Source organism: Pseudoduganella dura, from assembly GCF_009727155.1.
Lineage (GTDB): Bacteria > Pseudomonadota > Gammaproteobacteria > Burkholderiales > Burkholderiaceae_D > Rugamonas > Rugamonas dura.
Map to the genome: position 1 here is coordinate 1,733,921 of NZ_WNWM01000002.1, position 18,857 is coordinate 1,752,777.

General features: G+C 66.2%; 13 protein-coding genes and 1 pseudogene. 7 read left to right on the forward strand and 7 right to left on the reverse strand.

Going from position 1 to position 18,857, the window contains the following annotated elements; genetic code table 11:
* The first annotated feature begins 26 nt into the window (after positions 1–26).
* The 5 genes from GJV26_RS07770 (at position 27) to GJV26_RS07790 (ending at position 8,533) form a co-directional block, all read left to right on the forward strand.
* Positions 27–1,280 (forward strand): rhamnogalacturonan acetylesterase, encoded by a 1,254-nt coding sequence (locus GJV26_RS07770; RefSeq protein WP_155708328.1) that lies wholly within the window; start codon positions 27–29, stop codon positions 1,278–1,280.
* On the forward strand, positions 1,277–2,251 hold the full coding sequence (locus GJV26_RS07775; RefSeq protein WP_155708329.1) for a glycoside hydrolase family 43 protein: 975 nt from the start codon (positions 1,277–1,279) through the stop codon (positions 2,249–2,251). The genes GJV26_RS07770 and GJV26_RS07775 overlap by 4 nt, the downstream gene beginning before the upstream one ends.
* A 161-nt stretch (positions 2,252–2,412) precedes the next feature.
* A complete protein-coding gene (locus GJV26_RS07780; protein WP_173346167.1) occupies positions 2,413–4,746 on the forward strand; it encodes a TonB-dependent receptor in 2,334 nt (777 codons plus the stop codon).
* Positions 4,747–5,033: 287 nt separating this feature from the next.
* Positions 5,034–6,458: a glycoside hydrolase family 88/105 protein gene (locus GJV26_RS07785; RefSeq protein WP_229427950.1), complete on the forward strand. Its 1,425-nt coding sequence runs from the start codon at positions 5,034–5,036 to the stop codon at positions 6,456–6,458.
* A gap of 83 nt (positions 6,459–6,541) precedes the next feature.
* Positions 6,542–8,533: a rhamnogalacturonan lyase gene (locus GJV26_RS07790; protein ID WP_229419207.1), complete on the forward strand. Its 1,992-nt coding sequence runs from the start codon at positions 6,542–6,544 to the stop codon at positions 8,531–8,533.
* A 132-nt stretch (positions 8,534–8,665) separates the two neighbouring features.
* Here GJV26_RS07790 and GJV26_RS07795 read toward each other — a convergent pair whose 3' ends face one another.
* Positions 8,666–10,357: a rhamnogalacturonan acetylesterase gene (locus GJV26_RS07795; RefSeq protein WP_155708331.1), complete on the reverse strand. Its 1,692-nt coding sequence runs from the start codon at positions 10,355–10,357 to the stop codon at positions 8,666–8,668.
* 127 nt (positions 10,358–10,484) lie between these two features.
* On the opposite strand from GJV26_RS07795, the gene GJV26_RS07800 reads away from it, so the two are divergent.
* Positions 10,485–11,831 (forward strand): TolB-like translocation protein, encoded by a 1,347-nt coding sequence (locus GJV26_RS07800; RefSeq protein ID WP_155708332.1) that lies wholly within the window; start codon positions 10,485–10,487, stop codon positions 11,829–11,831.
* A 132-nt stretch (positions 11,832–11,963) separates the two neighbouring features.
* Here the strand turns inward: GJV26_RS07800 and GJV26_RS07805 are convergent, their stop codons facing one another.
* Positions 11,964–12,602: a 3-keto-disaccharide hydrolase gene (locus GJV26_RS07805; protein WP_155708333.1), complete on the reverse strand. Its 639-nt coding sequence runs from the start codon at positions 12,600–12,602 to the stop codon at positions 11,964–11,966.
* Positions 12,603–12,616: 14 nt separating this feature from the next.
* Between GJV26_RS07805 and GJV26_RS07810 the strand changes: the two genes are divergently transcribed.
* Positions 12,617–13,543: an alpha/beta hydrolase gene (locus tag GJV26_RS07810; RefSeq protein ID WP_155708334.1), complete on the forward strand. Its 927-nt coding sequence runs from the start codon at positions 12,617–12,619 to the stop codon at positions 13,541–13,543.
* 137 nt (positions 13,544–13,680) lie between these two features.
* Here the strand turns inward: GJV26_RS07810 and GJV26_RS07815 are convergent.
* The 5 genes and pseudogenes from GJV26_RS07815 to rhaI all read right to left on the reverse strand — a co-directional run.
* Positions 13,681–14,250 (reverse strand): annotated as a pseudogene (locus tag GJV26_RS07815) (TMEM175 family protein); the annotation flags it as partial.
* 68 nt (positions 14,251–14,318) lie between these two features.
* Positions 14,319–14,678, reverse strand: coding sequence for an L-rhamnose mutarotase (locus tag GJV26_RS07820; protein ID WP_216643119.1), 360 nt, complete (start codon positions 14,676–14,678; stop codon positions 14,319–14,321).
* Entirely contained in the window at positions 14,675–15,901 is a 1,227-nt protein-coding gene (locus tag GJV26_RS07825) for a glycoside hydrolase family 88/105 protein (RefSeq protein WP_229419208.1), read from the reverse strand. Before GJV26_RS07825 ends, GJV26_RS07820 begins: the two co-directional genes overlap by 4 nt.
* A complete protein-coding gene (locus GJV26_RS07830) occupies positions 15,898–17,331 on the reverse strand; it encodes a glycoside hydrolase family 28 protein (RefSeq protein ID WP_155708336.1) in 1,434 nt (477 codons plus the stop codon). The genes GJV26_RS07825 and GJV26_RS07830 overlap by 4 nt, the downstream gene beginning before the upstream one ends.
* Positions 17,332–17,523: 192 nt before the next feature.
* Entirely contained in the window at positions 17,524–18,840 is a 1,317-nt protein-coding gene (gene rhaI, locus GJV26_RS07835) for an L-rhamnose catabolism isomerase (protein WP_155708337.1), read from the reverse strand.
* Positions 18,841–18,857 lie beyond the last annotated feature (17 nt).

The following is an 18,857-nucleotide window of genomic DNA, read 5'->3' on the forward strand; positions in this document are numbered from 1 at the left end:
CGCAGCCAACCATTCCCCTTCTACTCATGAAGACACTTCCCCTCGCCCTCCTCCTCTCCCTGGCCACACCCGCCGCCTTCGCCGCCATGCCCGTCGAAGGGTGGCGCTTCGACTTCTCCGCCAAACCGGCACCGGGCTACACGGCCGTGCCGCCCGCCGCCCCGTACGACGCCGCGCGCGGCTTCGGCTTCGAACCCGGCAACACGGCGGCCGCCACGTTCTTCTCGGCTGACGTCCCGGAAGGGAACGTGGCCGTCACCGTCACGCTGGGCCCGGGCACGCACACGATCAAGTCCGAGGTGCGCCGGCTGATGCTGGAGAACGTCGTGGTACCCGCCGGGCAGACGGTCACGCGCACGTTCGTCGTCAACACGCGCACGCCGGCGATCGCCGCGCACAACGGCGTGAAGGCCGGCATCGTCAACCTGAAGGTGCCGCGCGAAACGGTGCAGGAGGCGTGGAACTGGGACAGGCGGCTCACGCTGGAAATCCACGGCGGCGCCGACAAGGTCGAGATCAGGCCCGTGGCGCTGCCCACCATTTTCCTGCTGGGCGATTCCACCGTCAGCGACCAGCCGGGCGAGCCGTATGCCAGCTGGGGCCAGATGCTGCCGCGCTTCTTCAAGCCGGGCATCGCCGTGGCCAACCACGCGCAATCGGGCGAGACCTTCCGCGATTCGCTGGCACGCCGCCGCATCGACAAGATCGTCTCGCAATTGCAGGCGGGCGACGTGGTGCTGCTCCAGTTCGGCCACAACGACCAGAAGCAGATCAAGGCGGGCAACGGCGGGCCGTTCACCACCTACAAGGCCGAGCTGCGCCAGCACGTGGAGATGGTGCGCGCCGCCGGCGGGCTGCCGGTGGTGGTGTCGTCGATGGAGCGCCGCCGCTTCGATGCCAACGGCAAGGCCAAATCGACATTGACCGATTACGCCGCCGCCGCCAGCCAGTCCGCCGCGGAACTGAAGGTGCCGTACATCGACCTGAACGCCACCAGCAAGGTGATCTACCAGGCGCTCGGCGTGGAAGGCTCCAAGGCCGCGTTCGCGCTGCCGGCACCCGACAAGCTCGATAACACGCACCATAGCAACTACGGCGCCTACCTGCTGGCCAAGGCCATCGTCAACGGCCTGCAGGACGCGAAGCTGCCGGTGGCCCTGCAGATCGTGGACGGCTTCGCATTCGATCCGGCCCACCCAGATCCGTTCGACAGGTTCGCCGTCGTGCCGAGCCCCCGCTACACCAACGAACGCCCGCTGGGCGATGAAGCCAACCGATGATCAGGACACTCCTCGCGGCGGCATTGCCGACTTTCAGCCTGATGATCTGTGCCCTGCCCTGCATGGCCGCCGACGGCTACCTGTTCGCCTACTTCACGAAGAACGGCGAGGACGGCCTGCACTTCGCCGCCAGCACCGACGCCTACAGGTGGGAGAAGGTCGGCGGTGGCAGGAGCTTCCTCGCGCCGAAGGTGGGCAACGCGAAACTGATGCGCGACCCGTGCATCGTGCGCGGGCCCGACGGCACGTACCACATGGTGTGGACATCCGGCTGGAACGAGGACAACATCGGCTATGCCTCGTCGAAGGATCTGATGAACTGGTCGGAGCAGAAGGCCCTGCCGGTGATGGCGCACGAACCGGGCGTGCTGAACGCGTGGGCGCCCGAGATCGTGTACGACGACAGGCGCGGGGAATTCCTGATCTTCTGGGCATCCACGGTGCCGGGCAAGTTCACCGAGACCGCCGGCTCGTCGGAGCAGAAATACAACCACCGCATGTACTACACGACGACGAAGGATTTCGTCACCTTCGCGCCCACGCAGCTGTTCTACGATCCGGGCTTTTCCGTCATCGACGCCACGTTTGTGAAGGCGAACGGCCGGAACTGGCTGGTGGTCAAGGACGAAACGGTGAAGCCGCCGCGCAAGTACCTGCAGGTGGCCGAGGCGCCGGACCTGCGCGGGCCGTTCAAGCCGCTGTCGGCGCCGATCACGCCGCCGGACCTGTGGGTGGAAGGCCCGACCGCGATCCAGGCGGGGCAGGACGTGATCATGTACTTCGACGCGTACACCACGAAGCACTACGGCGCGCTGCGCTCGCGCGATCTGAAGACGTGGGAAGACGTGACGGACCGGATGCACTTCCCGGACGAAGGCACGCCGGTGCGCATGCGGCATGGCACGGTGATCGCGGTGCCGGAAGAGGTGCTGGCAAGGCTGGGTGCACAGGAAGGCAAAGCGAAAAAGTAAAAACGCGTAAAGCCCGGTGAACACTATGTTACTTAATGTATGAAGCGGGAAATAATAGCGGTATCCGTGCGCTGTACAATCGCGCACATTCACCTACTACCGTCCCCTTTATGCAAAGCCGATATCGCCGCCATGCAGCCCTGACCCTGGTGGCTCCAGCCTTGCTGTGCCTTCCAGCGCTGGTTTCCGCGCAACAGCAAGCCACCAGTACAACCGGTCCCGCAGCCACCGCCGGTACCACCACCGGTACCGTCACCGCCAGGCCGGCCGTAACGCCAGAATCGCCGAAAAATCCTGAACCCGCGGCCGCCGGCACGATGCAGACCGTGACCGTGGTGGCGGAACGCCCGGCCGAGCAGATCGACCGCTCCGTCTACGATGTCAAGGCCGAAGTGGTCACGCCCAGCGCCTCGGCCGCCGACGTGATCGCCAACGTGCCGAACGTCACCGTCGACCAGGATGGCAAGGTCGCCATCCGCGGCAACCAGAACGCGCAGATCTTCGTGAATGGCAAGCGCTCGGCCATGTTCTCCGGCACCAATGCCGGCGATGCGCTGAACAGCTACCCGGCCGAGGCGCTGGAAAGCATCGAAGTCATCACCACGCCGGGCGCGGAATTCGGTTCCGAAGGCGGCAGCGGCCCGATCCTGAACCTGGTCACGCGCCGCGTGCGCCCGCCCGGTTCGCAGGGCGGTGTGTCCGTCGACGCGGGGCCGGAGGGCCGCAAGGGTGCGTCCCTGAACGGCAGCTACAACGACGGACGCCTGCAGGTGGAAGGCAACATGCGCGCGATGCGCAATATCGCGGAGCGCAAGGGCTGGTCGGATACCGATACCCAGGTCGGCAACACGGTGTGGAAGACGCACCGCGAAACCAGCAGCCGCACGCCGATGGACATGCTGAACCTGACGCCGACCATCAGCTACAACGTGGGCGAGACGGACCGCGCCACCGCCGCGATCATGTTCAACCGGTCGCAGCGCAGCACCGATTCGAACGAGTACTACCAGACCTATCACGGCAGCGCCTCGCCGTACGAGGAATACAACCGCTCGATCGACCGCGACAACAGCTCCACGATGTACCAGGTGGCGCTGGGCTACGAACGCAAGCTCAATGCCACCGACAAGCTGAACTTCGACCTGCGCACGTCCGGCAACAGCTCCGATACCAGCAGCCACAACCTGAACAGCTACGTGGTGGCACCGCCCACCGGGGCGCGGCCGGAGAGCACGAACGGCAACGACGTATCGAACCGGGTGACGGAGTTCAGCGTCGATTACTCGCAGCGTATCAGCCCCCGCTTCAACTTCAAGGCCGGAGCGAAAGTGGGCCGCACCAGCGGCACGTCGGATGCGGACTACTTCAACATCGATCCGCTGACGGGCGAGGAAGTGATCGACGAGGACCGTGCCAGCGCCTTCAAGAATACCGAGAAGACGTATGCCGTCTACATATCGCCGAACATCCGCCTGACGGACAACTGGACCGTGCTGCCAGGCCTGCGCTACGAGAGCGTGAGCCGCCATATCGACTACATCAACCAGAACAATTCGACGAGCGATTCGAGCAAGAAGCTGCTGCCGAGCCTGCACCTGCAGTATGGCTGGGGCGAACGGGGCGCCACCGTGACCGGCGCTTACTCCCGCCGCATCAGCCGGCCGTCGCTCAACGACATCAACCCGAACCTGCAGTATGTCGACGACCAGAACTACAGCCAGGGCGATCCGCGCCTGGCGCCGACCTACGGCGACAAGTACGAACTGAAGTACACGGATACGTGGGGCTGGGTGAACAGCAACATGTCGCTGTTCCGCGAAAAGGACAGTCCGCTGCTGGGCCGCTTCCTGACGCCGGTGCCGGGCAGCACCGCCGTCGTCAGCGAGGCCGTCAATTTCGGCGCCAAGACCAACGACGGCATCAGCTGGAACCTGCAGGCCAAGCCATCTCGGGAAGTGCAGCTCAATGCCACGCTGGGCTTCCGGCGCGTCAACCAGTCCTACCTTGCCACGCAGACCAACGCCGACGGCGCCAAGTACTCGGTCGAGACGGAGCGCTCGCAAAACACGCCGACCCTGCAGCTGCGGGCGGAATACAGCGGCTTCGAAGGCCACCGGCTGCAGTTGAACGGCAACTACACGGGCACGCAGCTGAACGGCCTGTACGTCACCCAGGCGAACTGGCAGGTTCATGCCGCATGGATGTGGCGCCTCACGCCCCAGATCTCGCTGCGCACCAGCATCCGCGACATCTTCGACAGCAACGTCAACAAGACTTCGCAGATCACGGAAACAGTGCGGCAGTTCAGCTACAGCGAGCAGCAGGGCCGCACGTTCTCGGTCGCACTGAGCTACAACTGGGGCGGCGTGAAGGGCGACCCGAGCCTGCGCAACAACCCCGGCATGTTCCGCAACCCGGGCGACGGCCCGCGCGGGCCGGGGCCCGGCGGCTTCGGGCCGGGCGGGCCAGGCGGCGGCTTCGGCCCCGGCATGTAAGCACAAAGGCAGCCTCCGGCTGCCTTTTTTCCCGGTGCGCCGATATCGTCGGCGTAACAACCTGGTGTCAGACACCGGTTTTCCCTTGCGGTTTCGCCACCGGTTTTCTCCTGCGCTCTTCCCCTTCACTCATTCTCCTCTCCTCTCCAATCAACAATGCGAGCAATCCGCTCACCGCATTGCACCGCTCTTTCATATCGGCTACTGTCATGCCGTGACACAAGCGTACGAACTACAAGCGCGAATCGCACGCGCGGCCACATTCAACCTCGGAGACGATTGTTCAAGTGAAGAAGACCCTGTTCAAAATGAAGGCCGGCCGGCTGTTGATCGGCACCCTGATCGCCTGCACCTCCCTGTCCGCCATGGCGCAGGAAGCCCCGCCCCCGCAGGAAAAAGGCCCGGCCGCGGCCGATGCGATGCTGCACGCGCTCGAAGTCAAGTACCCGAACCCGTACCGCGCGATGGAAGCGGCCGAGGTGAAGTCGGTGCTGGACCGCGTGTTCGCCTACCTCGACGCCACCACGCCCGCCGAGTTGATCAACAAGACGTCGCACGCCCCCATCGCGAAGCTGGACAAGGCCGATCCGGAAGCGGTGCTGAAACCCGGCGACTTCCGCCTGACCAGCTATGAATGGGGCGTCACGTATGCCGGCATGCTGGCCGCCGGCGCCGCCACCGGCGACAAGCGCTATACGGAGTACACGACCAAGCGCCACCAGCTGCTGGCCGATCTCACGCGCCTGTACCTGCCGGGCGTGAAGGCCGATCCGGTCAACTCGCAGGCGCCGATCAAGAGCTTCCTGAATCCGCACGCGCTGGACGATGCCGGCGCGCTGTGCATGAGCTTCCTGCAGGCGAAGAACGCCGGCTCGAAGGTGGACTACACCCAGCTGGTGGACATCTGCGGCAAGTTCGTCACCGAGAAGGAATACCGGCTGCCGGACGGCACGCTGGCGCGCGGCGGCCCGGATGGCAAGGGCGGCAACAAGCAGCGCCCGCTGACCAACACGCTGTGGCTGGACGACATGTTCATGGGCGTGCCGACCATCGCGCTGATGGGCAAGCACACCGGCAACGCCAAATACTATGACGACGCCGTGAAGCAGGTGCTGCAGTTCTCGAAGCGCATGTTCAACCCGCAGCTGGGCATCTACATGCACGGCTACGTGGAAGGCCTGCGCGACCACCCGGAACTGCACTGGGCACGCGCCAACGGCTGGGCCATCATGGCGATGGTCGAGGTGCTCGAAGTGCTGCCGAAGAACCACAAGGGCTACAAGGCCGTGGAAGCGCAGCTGCGTGCCCATGCGAAGGGCCTGGCGAGTTACCAGCACAAGGACGGCCTGTGGCACCAGCTGATCGACCGTAACGACTCGTACCTGGAAACGTCGGCTACCGCGATCTACACGTATGCGATCGCGCGCGCCGTCAACCGCGGCTACCTGGACAAGGAATCGTACGGCCCGATGGCCAACCTGGCGTGGAACGCGGTGGCCGGCAAGGTCAACGCGAAGGGCGAGATCGAAGGTATCTGCGTGGGCACCGGCATGGCGTTCGACCCGGCGTTCTACTACTACCGCCCGACCAGCACCCGCGCCGCGCACGGCTACGGCCCGCTGCTGCTGGCCGGCGCCGAGATCATCGAGATGAACAAAAAGTTCAAGTACGGCCTGAACGACAGCGGCTTCATGTACCAGGGCCAGCGTTAAACACTTGTCGATTTGACGACCATGCGGCTGCGCTCCCCTGCGGGACCGCAGCCGTTTTTTATCCGCGGGAGAGGAATCAGGAAATGAAAACAACGATGACACGCTGCGCGGCAGCCGTGGCGCTGGCGATGGCGGCGACCGCATGCGGCACCTCTGGCACCTCCGGCACGCAGGCCACGGCCACCGTGGCCGCGCCGGGCCAGGCGGCAACGATCGCCACGGCGATGGTGCCGGCGAAGACCGCGATGCAGCTGGAAAAACTGGACCGCGGCGCCGTCGCGGTGCGCGGCAAGGATGGCGTGCTGGTGAGCTGGCGCGCGCTGGCCACCGATGCGCCGGGCCTGGCGTTCAACGTCTACCGGGATGGCAGGAAACTGAACGCGGCGCCGATCGCCACGTCGACCAACTTCACGGACACCACCGGCGGCACGGGCAACTACGACGTGCGCGAAGTGGCCAACGGCGTGGAAGGTATGGCCAGCAGGGCGCTGGCCATCGACGGCTTCCTGACGATTCCGCTGCAGCGCCCTCCCGGCGGCACGACGGCCGACGGCAAGGAATACACGTACAACGCCAACGACGCGTCGGTGGGCGACCTCGATGGCGATGGCCAGTACGAGATCGTGCTGAAATGGGACCCTTCCGCATCGCAGGACAACTGCTGCGCGGGCTTCACCGGCAACGTGCTGCTCGACGCCTACCGGCTCGACGGCAAGCTGCTGTGGCGCGTGAACCTGGGCCCGAACATCCGCGCCGGCGCGCACTACACGCAGTTCCAGGTGGCCGACTACGATGGCGACGGCAAGGCCGAAGTGATCGTCAAGACGGCGGACGGCACGCGCGACGGCGCCGGCAAGGTGATCGGCGACGCGGCGGCCAATTGGGTCAGCGGTAGCGGCGAAATAGAACAGGGCGACCGCACCGGTTCGCGCCGCACGGAAGACGGCAAGCTGATGGCCGGCCTGGTCGGCCGCATCCTGAAGGGTCCGGAATTCCTGAGCGTGTTCGAAGGCGCCACCGGGCGCGTGCTCGACACCATCCCATACCCTTCGCGCCGTGGAGAAAACGGCGACAGTCCTTCCGCCGACGAGCTGAAGGCGCGCTGGGGCGACGGCTACGCCAACCGAAGCGACCGCCACCTGGCCGGCACCGCCTGGCTGGACGGCAGGCATCCGAGCGCCATCTTCGCCCGCGGCTATTACGCGCGCACCACGATCGCCGCCGTCGATTTTTCGGGCGGGAAGCTGAAGCAGCGCTGGTACTTCGATTCCGAAGCGTCCGGGGTGCCGAAGGGCTATTCGGGCCAGGGCAACCACCAGCTAGGCGTGGCCGACCTCGATGGTGACGGCCGGCACGAGATCCTGTACGGCGCAATGGCGCTGGACGAGGACGGCAAGCCGCTGTGGACCACCGGCATGGGCCACGGCGACGCGATGCATGTCTCCGACCTCGACCCCATCCGGCCCGGCCTGGAAAAATGGGGCGTGCACGAGAACATGACGATGTCGAAGAACGTGGGCGCCGCCATGCTCGATGCGCGCACCGGCCAGGTGCTGTGGTCCACGCCCGCGACGAAGGACACGGGCCGCGGCGTGGCCGGGGACATCGATCCCCGCTTCCCCGGCGCCGAGGCCTGGTCGGCCGCCTCGCCGAACCTGTACGACGCGCGCGGCAACGTGATCGCACCCACGCACCCGCGGCAGGTGAACTTCATGGTGTGGTGGGACGGCGACCTGCAGCGCGAACTGCTCGATGGCACGAAGGTGTCGAAGTGGGACTGGCGGACCTCGCAGTCGAACGTCGTGCTCGACGCGGAAGGCACGGCCTCCAACAACGGCACCAAGGCCAATCCCGCGCTGTCGGCGGACCTGTTCGGCGACTGGCGCGAGGAAATCATCTGGCGCGCGGCGGACAACAACAGCCTGCGCATCTACTCGACCCCGATCCCCACCACGCACAAGCTGACCACGCTGATGCACGACCCGCAGTACCGCGCCGCCATCGCGTGGCAGAACACGGCGTACAACCAGCCGCCGTGGCCTTCGTATTACATCGGCGAGGGCATGCCGAAGTAGCTGTTTTCCGCAGCCGTCGAGCTTCTGGTGTCAGACACCGGTTTTCTGATGCGCTTGCAACCGGCTGACGAAAACCGGTGTCCGACACCCGCGACCCGGGTGTCCGACACCAGGCGGCGGTCACAGGTTCTTCTATTCTTTCACCGCCGGCGCGGCAGCCGGTACCTGCCGGCCTTTGCCCGACAGCCACTGATCGACCACTCCGCCCGGCAAGCCCTTCACCGCGGCCACCACGCTCCGCGCATTGAACTCGGCCCCGGCCTCGTTCGTATGCGTGCGCGCATCGCTGAAATACGTGTCGACGACCTTGGCGCCGGCGCGGCGGTAGCCCTCGGTGATGACCATCGTCAGGTCGGCGAAGCGGGCGCCGTGGCGCTGCGCCACTTCGCGGTCCCAGCTGGCGAAGTTCTCGAAATCGCGGCGGTCTTCCCACGCATCGCGGTGCGGGATCGGCGACAGCAGCACGACCGTGGCGCCCTTCGCCTTCGCATCCTGCACGAAGCGCGCCATGTACCAGCCGAACGTGTGCACCTGTTCGACCGTGCCGTCCGGCTTCTGGTCTTCCACCGTTTCGGGCCCGGTGCCTGGACCGGAGGCGCGGCCCTTGCCCGCCGGGTCGCCGATCCTGCCGCCATCGTTGTGGCCGAACTGGATCAGCACCACGTCGCCGGCCTTCAGCGCGTCGAGCACCTTCTGCCAGCGGCCCTCGTTGTAGAACGTGCGCGTGCTGCGGCCGCCGATCGCGTGGTTGACGACGTTGGCCTTGCCCGCATCGAAGTACGGCGCGATACGCTCGCCCCAGCCGGTGTGGCCGCTGGCGCCGCCGCTCTTCACGGTGGAATCGCCGACCAGGTGCAGCGTAGGCAATGCGGCGTTCGCGGCCTGCTCGGCCTTGACGGCATTCGCGTCGACGACCGGGCGTTCGTCCTCGTTGGTCGGGATCGCCCTGCCGCGCTCGTTCAGCGCGGCGACCAGCTGCCGCAGGCCGAGCGCCTTGATGCCGCCCACCACGATCTGCGCGTTCAGGTCGGCGCCGGCCCGGTTGGTGTGCACCGATTCGTCCGGCGTCACCAGCGGGAACAGCTTCATCACCGCGTCGCGCCCGATCTCGTCGTAGCGGCGCGCGGCCAGTTCGTTCAGGTCGATGAAGCCGGCGTTTTCGCGGCGCGCCACCTCCTTCGCCCAGCCGGCATAGTCGTCGGCGTTGCGGCGCACTTTACCATCGTCATTCCAGCGCTTGCGGGGGATGGGCGAAACCACCACCGGCGTGGCGCCCTTCGCGCGGACCTGGGCGATGTACTGGCCCAGGTACCAGCCGTAGCTGTGCACCGTTTCGCGCTGTTTCGTCAGCAGGTTGTCGATCTCTTCCACTTCATCGCCCGTGCCGCGGATCGTGCCGCGCGCGCGGCTGGTGTCGTTGACGGGGCTGGCGTCGTTGTGCCCGAACTGCATCAGCACCACGTCGTCCTTCTTGACCAGCGCGAGGGTGCGCTGCCAGTGGCCGCTGGTGACATAGGTGCGGCTCGACAGCCCGCCGACGGCGCGGTTGACGACGTTGATCTTCGCCGCGTCGAAATAGTTCGCGATCGGGTTGCCCCAGCCCCACTGGCCGGCCGGGCCCTTGCCCTGGCCGTCGTCGTGGCCGTTGCGCACCGTGGAGTCGCCGATCAGGATCAGCGACGGCAGCGCGGGATTCGCCGGTTCCGGCAGCACCACCCGGGCCTTGGCCGGGTCGGTGTTCACCGCCGCCGGCAATGGCGCCTGGGCATTGGCGAAGGCATTGAAGAGGGTGAAAAGGAAAAGGGTCTGGAGGTATCGTTTCATGAACCCATTCTACGGCAGCGGTTTTCACGAGGGCCGCGCCGGCTTTCAAACGATCAGGAAGATGAGTGGAGCCCTTGTACGAATGCGCGCACAATCGGCCATTTTCCACCCGAACGTGCACACACCGATGAAAACTTCCCTGCTGTTGCGTGCCGCCGTGTGCGCGGCGCTCTGCCTGACCACCGCCGCGCATGCCGGCATCGGCCAGCGCTTTCCTTCCGAACGCAAGATCGTCAAGGACCCGGTCACGGGCACCGCGCTGACCTTCCTCACCAGCGCGCCCGGCAAGGGCGACTCGAAGATCTACCCGACGCACCCGCAATGGACGTCCGACGGCAAGTGGCTGGTGTTCCGGTCGAACCGCGTGGCCGGCGAGGCGATGGCCGTCAACGAGGCCACCGGCGACCTGGTGCAGGTGACCGAGGGCGGCTTCACGGGCATGCTGAACATCGCGCAAAAGTCGATGAAGCTGTTCTTCATGCGCCAGGCACCCGAGAAGGGCGTGCTGCAGATCGTGGAGGTGGACCTGGCCGCCGTGTTCCGCGACAGCGCGGCCGGAAAGATGAAGGCGCCCGGCGCCTACCAGCGCGTCGCCGGCACCACGCCGGCCGGGCTGGAAGCGGGCGGCGACATGGCGCTCGACGCCGACGAGGAATGGGTCTACTTCCGCGTGGGCCGCGACGCGGCGGCGAAGCACCTGGCGCCGGGCGCGAAGATCGAGGCGAACTTCGGCCCGCGCAACATGGGCGCGGGGCCGAACGGCATCGCGCGGATGAACGTCAAGACTGGCGAAATCCGGCACGTGGTGTCTGTCGGCTTCCAGATCGGCCATATCCAGGCCAACCTGTGGAACCCGGGCGAGATCGTGTTCTGCTGGGAGACCGGCGGCAAGTCGCCGCAGCGCACCTGGACCGTGCGCTCGGACGGCAGCGGCCTGCGCCCGCTTTATCCGGAAGCGCCGTACGAATGGGTGACGCACGAGGCGGTGATCACGAAGGATGAAGTGGCGATGGCGCTGATGGGCCACCGGCCGGTGAAGGACGGCGGCGGCGGCGTGGCCGCGCCGGCCACCGGCGTCTACGGCGCCAATCCCGGCCAGGATGCCGCCTGGGGCGACGCCGGCACGCGCGAAAAGCCGACCGGCCTGGCCATCGTCAACCTGCGCACCCGCGAGATGACGATCGCCGGGCAGACTCCGTCGGGCAGCGGGCTGTGGCACGTGCACGGCTCCGCGGACGGCCGCTTCGCCGTCGGCGACGATTTCTCGCGCTCGCTGTGGCTGATCGACCGGAAGACGCGCGAGATGAAACTGCTTACCACCGGCCACAAGGACACCGCCGCCGACCACCCCCACCCCACCTTCAACGCCGACGGCACGAAGATCCAGATCCAGTCTGCCATGCTGTCGGCGGACGGCAAGTCGATGAACATCGTCGTCGTGCCCGTGCCGGAGGAGTGGCTGAAGCGGAAGTGATGCGAGTACGGCTGAGTTCGTGTCACTTTGGTGCCTGGCACCAATGTGACACGAGCTCAGCCATTTTCGATGTGGCATGTCACTCTGGTGCCTGGCACCAATGTGACACGGCCTCGGCAGTTCACGATGCCATCAGAGCTTTTCCAGCGTCACATTGCGCAGCTGGTACGGTGCGCCTTCGAGCTGGAAGCCGATGCGGCCCTCGGCGGGTCTGGCGCTGGTGATGCGGTTCTGCGCGATGCCGTTGATCGTGACGTCGATGGTGCCGTCGCGGCTGACGATGTCGGCGCTGTTCCATTCGCCGGCGGGGCGTTCGCTGTCCTGGCCGGTGCGGGCCTTGATGACGGGCTGGGCGCCGGGGGCGCTGGTCGGCGGTTCGGCGAACGTGGCGGCGGCCATCGGCAGCAGGTCGCCGGCGGCGCCGTGCTTGGTCTGCACCTGGATGCTGGTGGGCCACACGCGGTCCATCGGCCCGTCCGAAATGTGCAGCAGCACGCCGCCGTTGCCGGGCTTTTCCGTCCAGCGCCATTCGACGTGCAGCCGGTAGTTGCGGTAGCTGGCGGTGGTGGCCAGGAAACCGGCGGGCTTGCCCGCCGACGCGATCACGCCGTCCGGCCGCAGCGTGAACACATCGCCCGCCGCGGCGGCCGGGTCGGTACGCAATTCCCAGCCGGCGAAGGCGCGGCCCGCATCCCGCAAATTGAACAGATCATCCGCGCTGGCGGACGCACACAACGCCAGCAGTCCCGTGCACAATATCCTTTTGACCATTACACTCCCCGCTCATGAAAAAAATTGTCCTGCCCATCCTGCTCGCCATGACCTTCGCCTGCTCCATCAACGCCTCCGCCGCCGCGCCGACCGTCCTTCCCCTGTGGCCCGAAGGCGTGCCCGGCCTGAAGAACATCGGGCCGGAGCAGAACGGCAAGGGGTATATCCAGAACACGTCGAACCCCACGCTCACGCTGGTCGGCCCCGCGGTCGACCGCCCGAACGGCACCGCCGTCATCGTGGCGCCGGGTGGCGGCTACGTGCGCCAGTCGGTCGATCGCGAAGGAACCCAGTATGCCAACTGGCTCGGCACACTAGGCGTGACCACGTTCGTGCTGAATTACCGCATGCAGGAGTATGGCCACCCCGCCCCGTTGCAGGACGTGCTGCGCGCCGTGCGCCTGCTGCGTTCGCGCGCGGCCGAATTCGGCATCGACCCGCAGCGCATCGGCGTGATGGGCAGCTCCGCCGGCGGCCACCTCGCGGCCAGCGCCGGCACGCTGTTCGACCACCCGGCAGGCCGCACCGGCGCGGCGCTGGACAAGGTCGATGCCCGCCCCGATTTCCTGGTGCTGATGTACCCGGTGATCGCGATGGAAGGCCCGGCCGCGCACATGGGTTCGCGCAAGGCCCTGCTGGGCGACAAGCCTTCGGCCGAACTGGTGCAGCTGATGTCCGTCGACCGCCAGGTCACGTCGCGCACGCCGCCCACGCTGCTGATCCACACCCAGGCCGATACCGCGGTGCCGGTCGAGAACAGCATCCTGTTCTACCAGGCGCTGACAAAAGCGAAGGTGCCGGCCGAGATGTACCTGTTCGAACAGGGTGCGCACGGCATGGGCATGCGCGACGGCCTGGCCAACGCTTCCCAATGGCCGCGCCGGGCCGAGGAATGGCTGCGCGCCCGCGGTTTGCTGACGCCCGCCACGCCGGCGAAGTAATCCCCGCCGGACCCGGAGGGCGCCCGGCGCGATCAGCCGGGGCCCGGGCCGGCGGGCCGGCCATCCGTGTTTCCCACAGCCCGTTCGGCCCGCGCCTCTTTCTCTTCCTCCTGCTTCTCCTCTTCCTCGATCTCTTCCTCGACCTTTTCCTCGATGCGCCGGTCCGGCACCAGCCACATCACGGCAACCGCCGCGTAGGCCAGGAACCCGAACCACGCTGTCACGAACGACAGGCCGATGCCCGCCAGGTACAGGAAGATGGAATACTTGCCCTTGTGGTCTTCGCCGATGGCTTCGGCCAGCGTGGCGTTCTTCGGATGGTTGGAAATGAGCCGCCGCGCCAGCAGCGAGTAGGAGAACGCGCACATGCACAGCACCACCCCGTAGGCGGCCGTCGGCGCCGTCTCGAAATGGTTTTCGCCCATCCAGCCGGTCACGAACGGAATCAGCGACAGCCAGAACAGCAGGTGCAGGTTGGCCCACAGCACGCCGCCGCTGACCTCCTTCACGGCATGCAGCAGGTGGTGATGGTTGTTCCAGTAGATCCCCACGTAGATGAAGCTGAGCACGTAGCTGATGAAGACGGGCCATAGCGGCAGCAGCGCGCCGAAATCGGGATCGTGCGGCACCTTCAGTTCCAGCACCATGATTGTGATGATGATGGCGATGACGCCGTCGCTGAAGGCTTCCAGCCGGTTCTTGCCCATGTGGTCTTCCGTTCGCCGTTGTTGTTTGATCGTCAGCGAACGATACTCCAAACCCGGGCTGGCCGCCGTTATGCACCCTTGCCGGCAAAATGGAACAGCCGCGGCAGCGCCCATTCCTTCGGCCGGGTATTCGGCTCGCCGTCGGGGTCCACCTCCATCAGATCCGCCATGTAGTCCCACCACCGCTTCATCACCGGCTGCCCCGGCAGCTCGGCGATCGGCGCGCCATCCCTCACCTTCAGCACCGCGAACAGCGACAGCGTGTCTTCATCGAGGAAGATGGAATAATCGAAGATGCCGGCGTTGCCCAGCGCCTCGGCCAGGTCGGGCCACAGCTCGTCGTGCCGGCGCCTGTATTCCTCCACCACGCCGGGCTTCAACTGCATCCTGAATGCCTTCGTGGTGTATGTCGTTACCTGATTGGTCATTTGATCGCCATCTTCTTCAGTTCGGCGGCGGCCTGCATGAAGCCGCCCACGCCATAGTTATAGCTCGACGACGGCCGGTAGTGCGCCGGCTCGGCGCCCGTCTGCTGGATGCCGCCCAGGCGGCCGTCGGCGTAGATGTGCTTCGTCACCAGCGCGGTCCAGGCTTTTTCGATCACCGGGCGGTACGTCTTCTCGTCCAGGTAGCCGTTGTTCACGCCGTAGGCCATGCCATGGATGAACATCGCCGCGCCGGAAGTTTCCGCCAGCGGCCACGCCTGCGGATCGAGCAGGCCGGCATGCCACTCACCGTTGTCGTCCTGGATCGATGCCAGCTTGGCGGACATCTCGCGTAATTGCTGCACGTAGAACGGCCGGTTCGGATCGTCCTTCGGCGTCAGTTCCAGCACCTTGGCCAGGCCGGCCATCACCCAGCCTTCGCCGCGCGACCAGAAGATCTTCTTGCCGTTCGGCTCGCGCTTGTCCGGCGCCTCGTATGCGGTGTCGCGCGCGAACAGATGTTCTTCCTTGTCGTACAGCAGGTCGTAGCTTTTCTTCCATTGCTCGTGCACGTAGTCGGCATACTTCTGCTCGCCGGTGGCCTGCGCCATCTTCAGCCACACCGGCGGCGCCATGAAGAGCGCATCGCACCACCACCATGGCAGGCGCGGGTCGCCCGGGCGCAGCGTGTCGAGGTCGATCAGCACGTCGAGGTATTTGCGCAGCGTGGCGATCTTTTCCGGGCTCGGCTCCTGCAGATACAGGTCCAGGTACATCTGGCCGATGCTGATGTCGTCCGCGTTCGGATACGGCCCGGCGCGCAGCGACCAGCCGAAGCCCTTGGCCAGCTTCAGCATCGCATCGCGGTATTTCGTGTCGCCGGTGGCCTTCGAGGCTTCCATGAAGCCGGCGTAGGCCACACTGGCCGTCCAGATCTGGTCGGTATATTCCTTCGTTCGGCGCAGCTGCCAGTCGGCCACCTTGCGCAGCACCTTGTCGACATCCTTCTTCGTGATCGCCGGCGACAGGTCGGTGGCCAGCGGGCCGGCATCTTCCGGCGCGTCGCCGAACTTGCGCCGGATATCCTTGTCGATGATCGCCTGCATCGCCGGCGTGGGCTGCGGGTAATCCTGCCGGGCATCCTGCGCATGCAGGGCGCAGCTGGCGCACAGGGTCAGGACGCCAAAGGCCAGCCTGGTGAAACGCGGTTGCATGGTTTTTTTCATGACTTGTCCTGTTCTTCAAAGCTCTTCTTCGAGGGGTCTTCCTTCACGGCGCGCGGCTGCACCACGAAGCTGCCGGCCGGCAGGCCGCGCACGGCCTTGCCGTCTTCCAGTTCGACCGGCTTGCCCAGCGCCAGGCGGGCGTTCTCGAACGTCCAGCCGGCGATGTCGTGGATGTGGCCGCCCTGCTCGGCCTGGATGTCCAGGTTCTTCAGCGTGAAGCGCGTTGCCGGCTTTTCCTTGAAGCTGTCCACCTCGAACGCCGTCTTCGCGCCGGTGGCCTTGATGTTCCAGATCCGAACGTCGCGCAGCTGCGCCATGCCCTGCTCCTTCGGCACCGGCGTGGCCAGCACCTTCCAGTACGGCGGAACATCCTTCACGTCGTCCGGGATCTTCGCGTAGCTGTAGCTGGGGTTCCAGTTCATCGTAATGCGCAGTACCACCGGCGTGCCCTTCATCGTGAAGTCGTGCAGGCGGATGTTCTCGCCGAAGCCGCCGCGCGTGTGGGCCGACTTGAACAGGATGCCAACGGGCACCTTGTCCAGCACGGTGATGTTGTAGGCCTCGATGTTGCGGAAGCCGCCCGACGTTTCGCTGCCGAACGTGAAGCCGGCCGCGCCGGAGCGGATGATCGAATCGCGCACCACGACATCCTCGGTGCGGCGCGCCACGCGCAGGCCGTCCGAATCGCGGCCGGCCTTCATGCACAGCGCATCGTCGTTGACGTCGATGTCGGCATTGGCCACCAGGATCTTGCGCGACGAATCGATGTCGATGCCGTCCGTCGACGGGCCCAGGCCGTCCTGGTTGTTGCGGATGATCACGCCGTCGATCGTCACGTCTTCCGAATAGCAGATATGCACGGTCCAGAAGCCGGCGCGCTTGAGCAGCAGCCCGCCGCCCAGCTTCACCTGCTTGGAGTCGAACACCTGGATCAGGCGCGGGCGCTGCGCGTCGTAGTCGGAGGCCCAGCGCAGGCCGCGCGGTTCGTACTGCTTGCGCAGGGTCCAGTAGCTGTCCCAGAACACCTTGCCGTCGCCGTCGATCGTGCCTTCGCCTTCGATCCTGGCGTTGTCCTGCTTGTAGACGTTGACCAGCGCCGCGGGCCATTTCATCTCGATGCCGGCGATGCGGGTGGGCAGTACCGGGTAATCCCTGATGTCCTGCGATCCCAGCAGGGTGACGCCCTTGCCGATCCGCAGCGTGACGCCGCTCTTCACGAAGATCGAGCCGGTGAGATACGTCCCGGCGGGGAATACCACGGTGCCGCCTTGTTTCGCGGCCGCGTCGATGGCGGCCTGGATCGCCTGCGTGTTTTTGGTCTTGCCGTCCGCCTTCGCGCCGTATTGGTCGACGCTGAAATCGGCGGCGTGGGCGATGCCGATCGCGGCGGTCAGCAGCATTGCCGCGAGCGCGCGTAGCCATCTGGTCATGGGGTCTCCTCCGTGTTTTTATAGGTGCAGCGTGCCTGGTGTCGGACACCTTTTTCCGGACGCTTTATCCGGAAAAAGGATGACACTATTTCCGGATGAGTCGTCCGGAAATAGTGTCAGACACCAGTTACTCAGGCGTCCCGGGCGCACGAAAGCCTGCCCACGGCGTGGGCAGGCTTCCTCGGCGCAGGATCAGACGATGCCGCTGCTGCTGGCGCCGGCCTTGGCCGGGCGGCGCTCGGCGGCGCCGTCACGGTAGCCGGACGAACGGTACGCGGCGACCGGGTCGGCGGCGCCGCCGGCGCGCACGCGGGCCATCGCCAGGATCGCCGACACGTCGGTGCGGTAGGCTTTCTTCAGCGTTTGCGCGGCGTTCAGCACGTCGTTCGATTCCTGGAAGGCGCGCAGCGCGTTGCGGTCCACCAGCGCGGCCTGCACGAAGGCGCGCTGCACTTCCACGGCGGAAGACATCAGGCTTTCGATCGGGTCGGTCACGTTGTGCGACTGGTCCAGCATGTAGGCCGGCGCGAAGTCGGTGGCCGCGCTCTTTGCGCGTTCCGCCGCATCGGCCAGCTCGTTGAAGACCAGGAACAGCTGGAACGGGTTGATCGAGCCGGAATCCAGGTCGTCGTCGCCGTACTTGCTGTCGTTGAAGTGGAAGCCGCCCAGCTTGCCGAATTGCGCGAGGCGCGCCACGATCATCTCGATGTTCGTGTTCGGCGCGTGGTGGCCCAGGTCGACCAGGCATTTCGCCTTCGGGCCCAGTTCCGTGGCGGCCGCGAAGCTGGTGCCCCAGTCGGCGATCACGGTGGCGTAGAACGCCGGTTCGAACAGCTTGTGTTCGATGAACACGTTCCAGTCGGCCGGCAGCGCGCCGTAGATGTCGCGCATGCTGTCCAGGTAGCGTTCCAGCGCACCGCGCAGGTTGCTCTGGCCCGGGAAGTTGGCGCCGTCGCCCACCCACACGGTCAGCGCCTTGGAACCCAGCTTCCGGCCCAGTTCGATGCAGTCGATGTTGTGCTGCACGGCCTGCGCGCGGGCGGCGCCCGATTGCGCCGTCAGGCTGCCGTATTTGTACGTGTGTTCCTGGCCCTGCTGGTCCTGGAAGGTGTTCGAGTTCACGGCGTCGAAGCCCAGGCCATAGCCGTCGGCCAGTTCCTTCAGCGCGGCCGGGTCGTCGGTGCGGTCCCACGGGAAGTGCAGCGACACGGCCGGCGTGGCGCGCGTGAGCTGGTTGATCACGGCGCAGTCTTCCAGCTTTTCGAACACGTTGCGCGGCTCGCCGCGGCCAGGGAAGCGGGCGAAGCGGGTTCCGCCGGTGCCGGCGCCCCAGCTCGGCACTGCCACGGCGAAGGTGCCGGCGATCGCCGTGAGCCGTTCGATGTCGACGCCGCGGCGGGCCAGGATGCCGCCCAGCGCGTCGTAGTCGGCCTGCAGCGTGGCCTGCTGCTGCGCGTTATGGTCGCCTACCAGGCCAACGTCGATTACTGCGTTCTTGATATCGGTCATTTCGTCTCCTTCAGTAC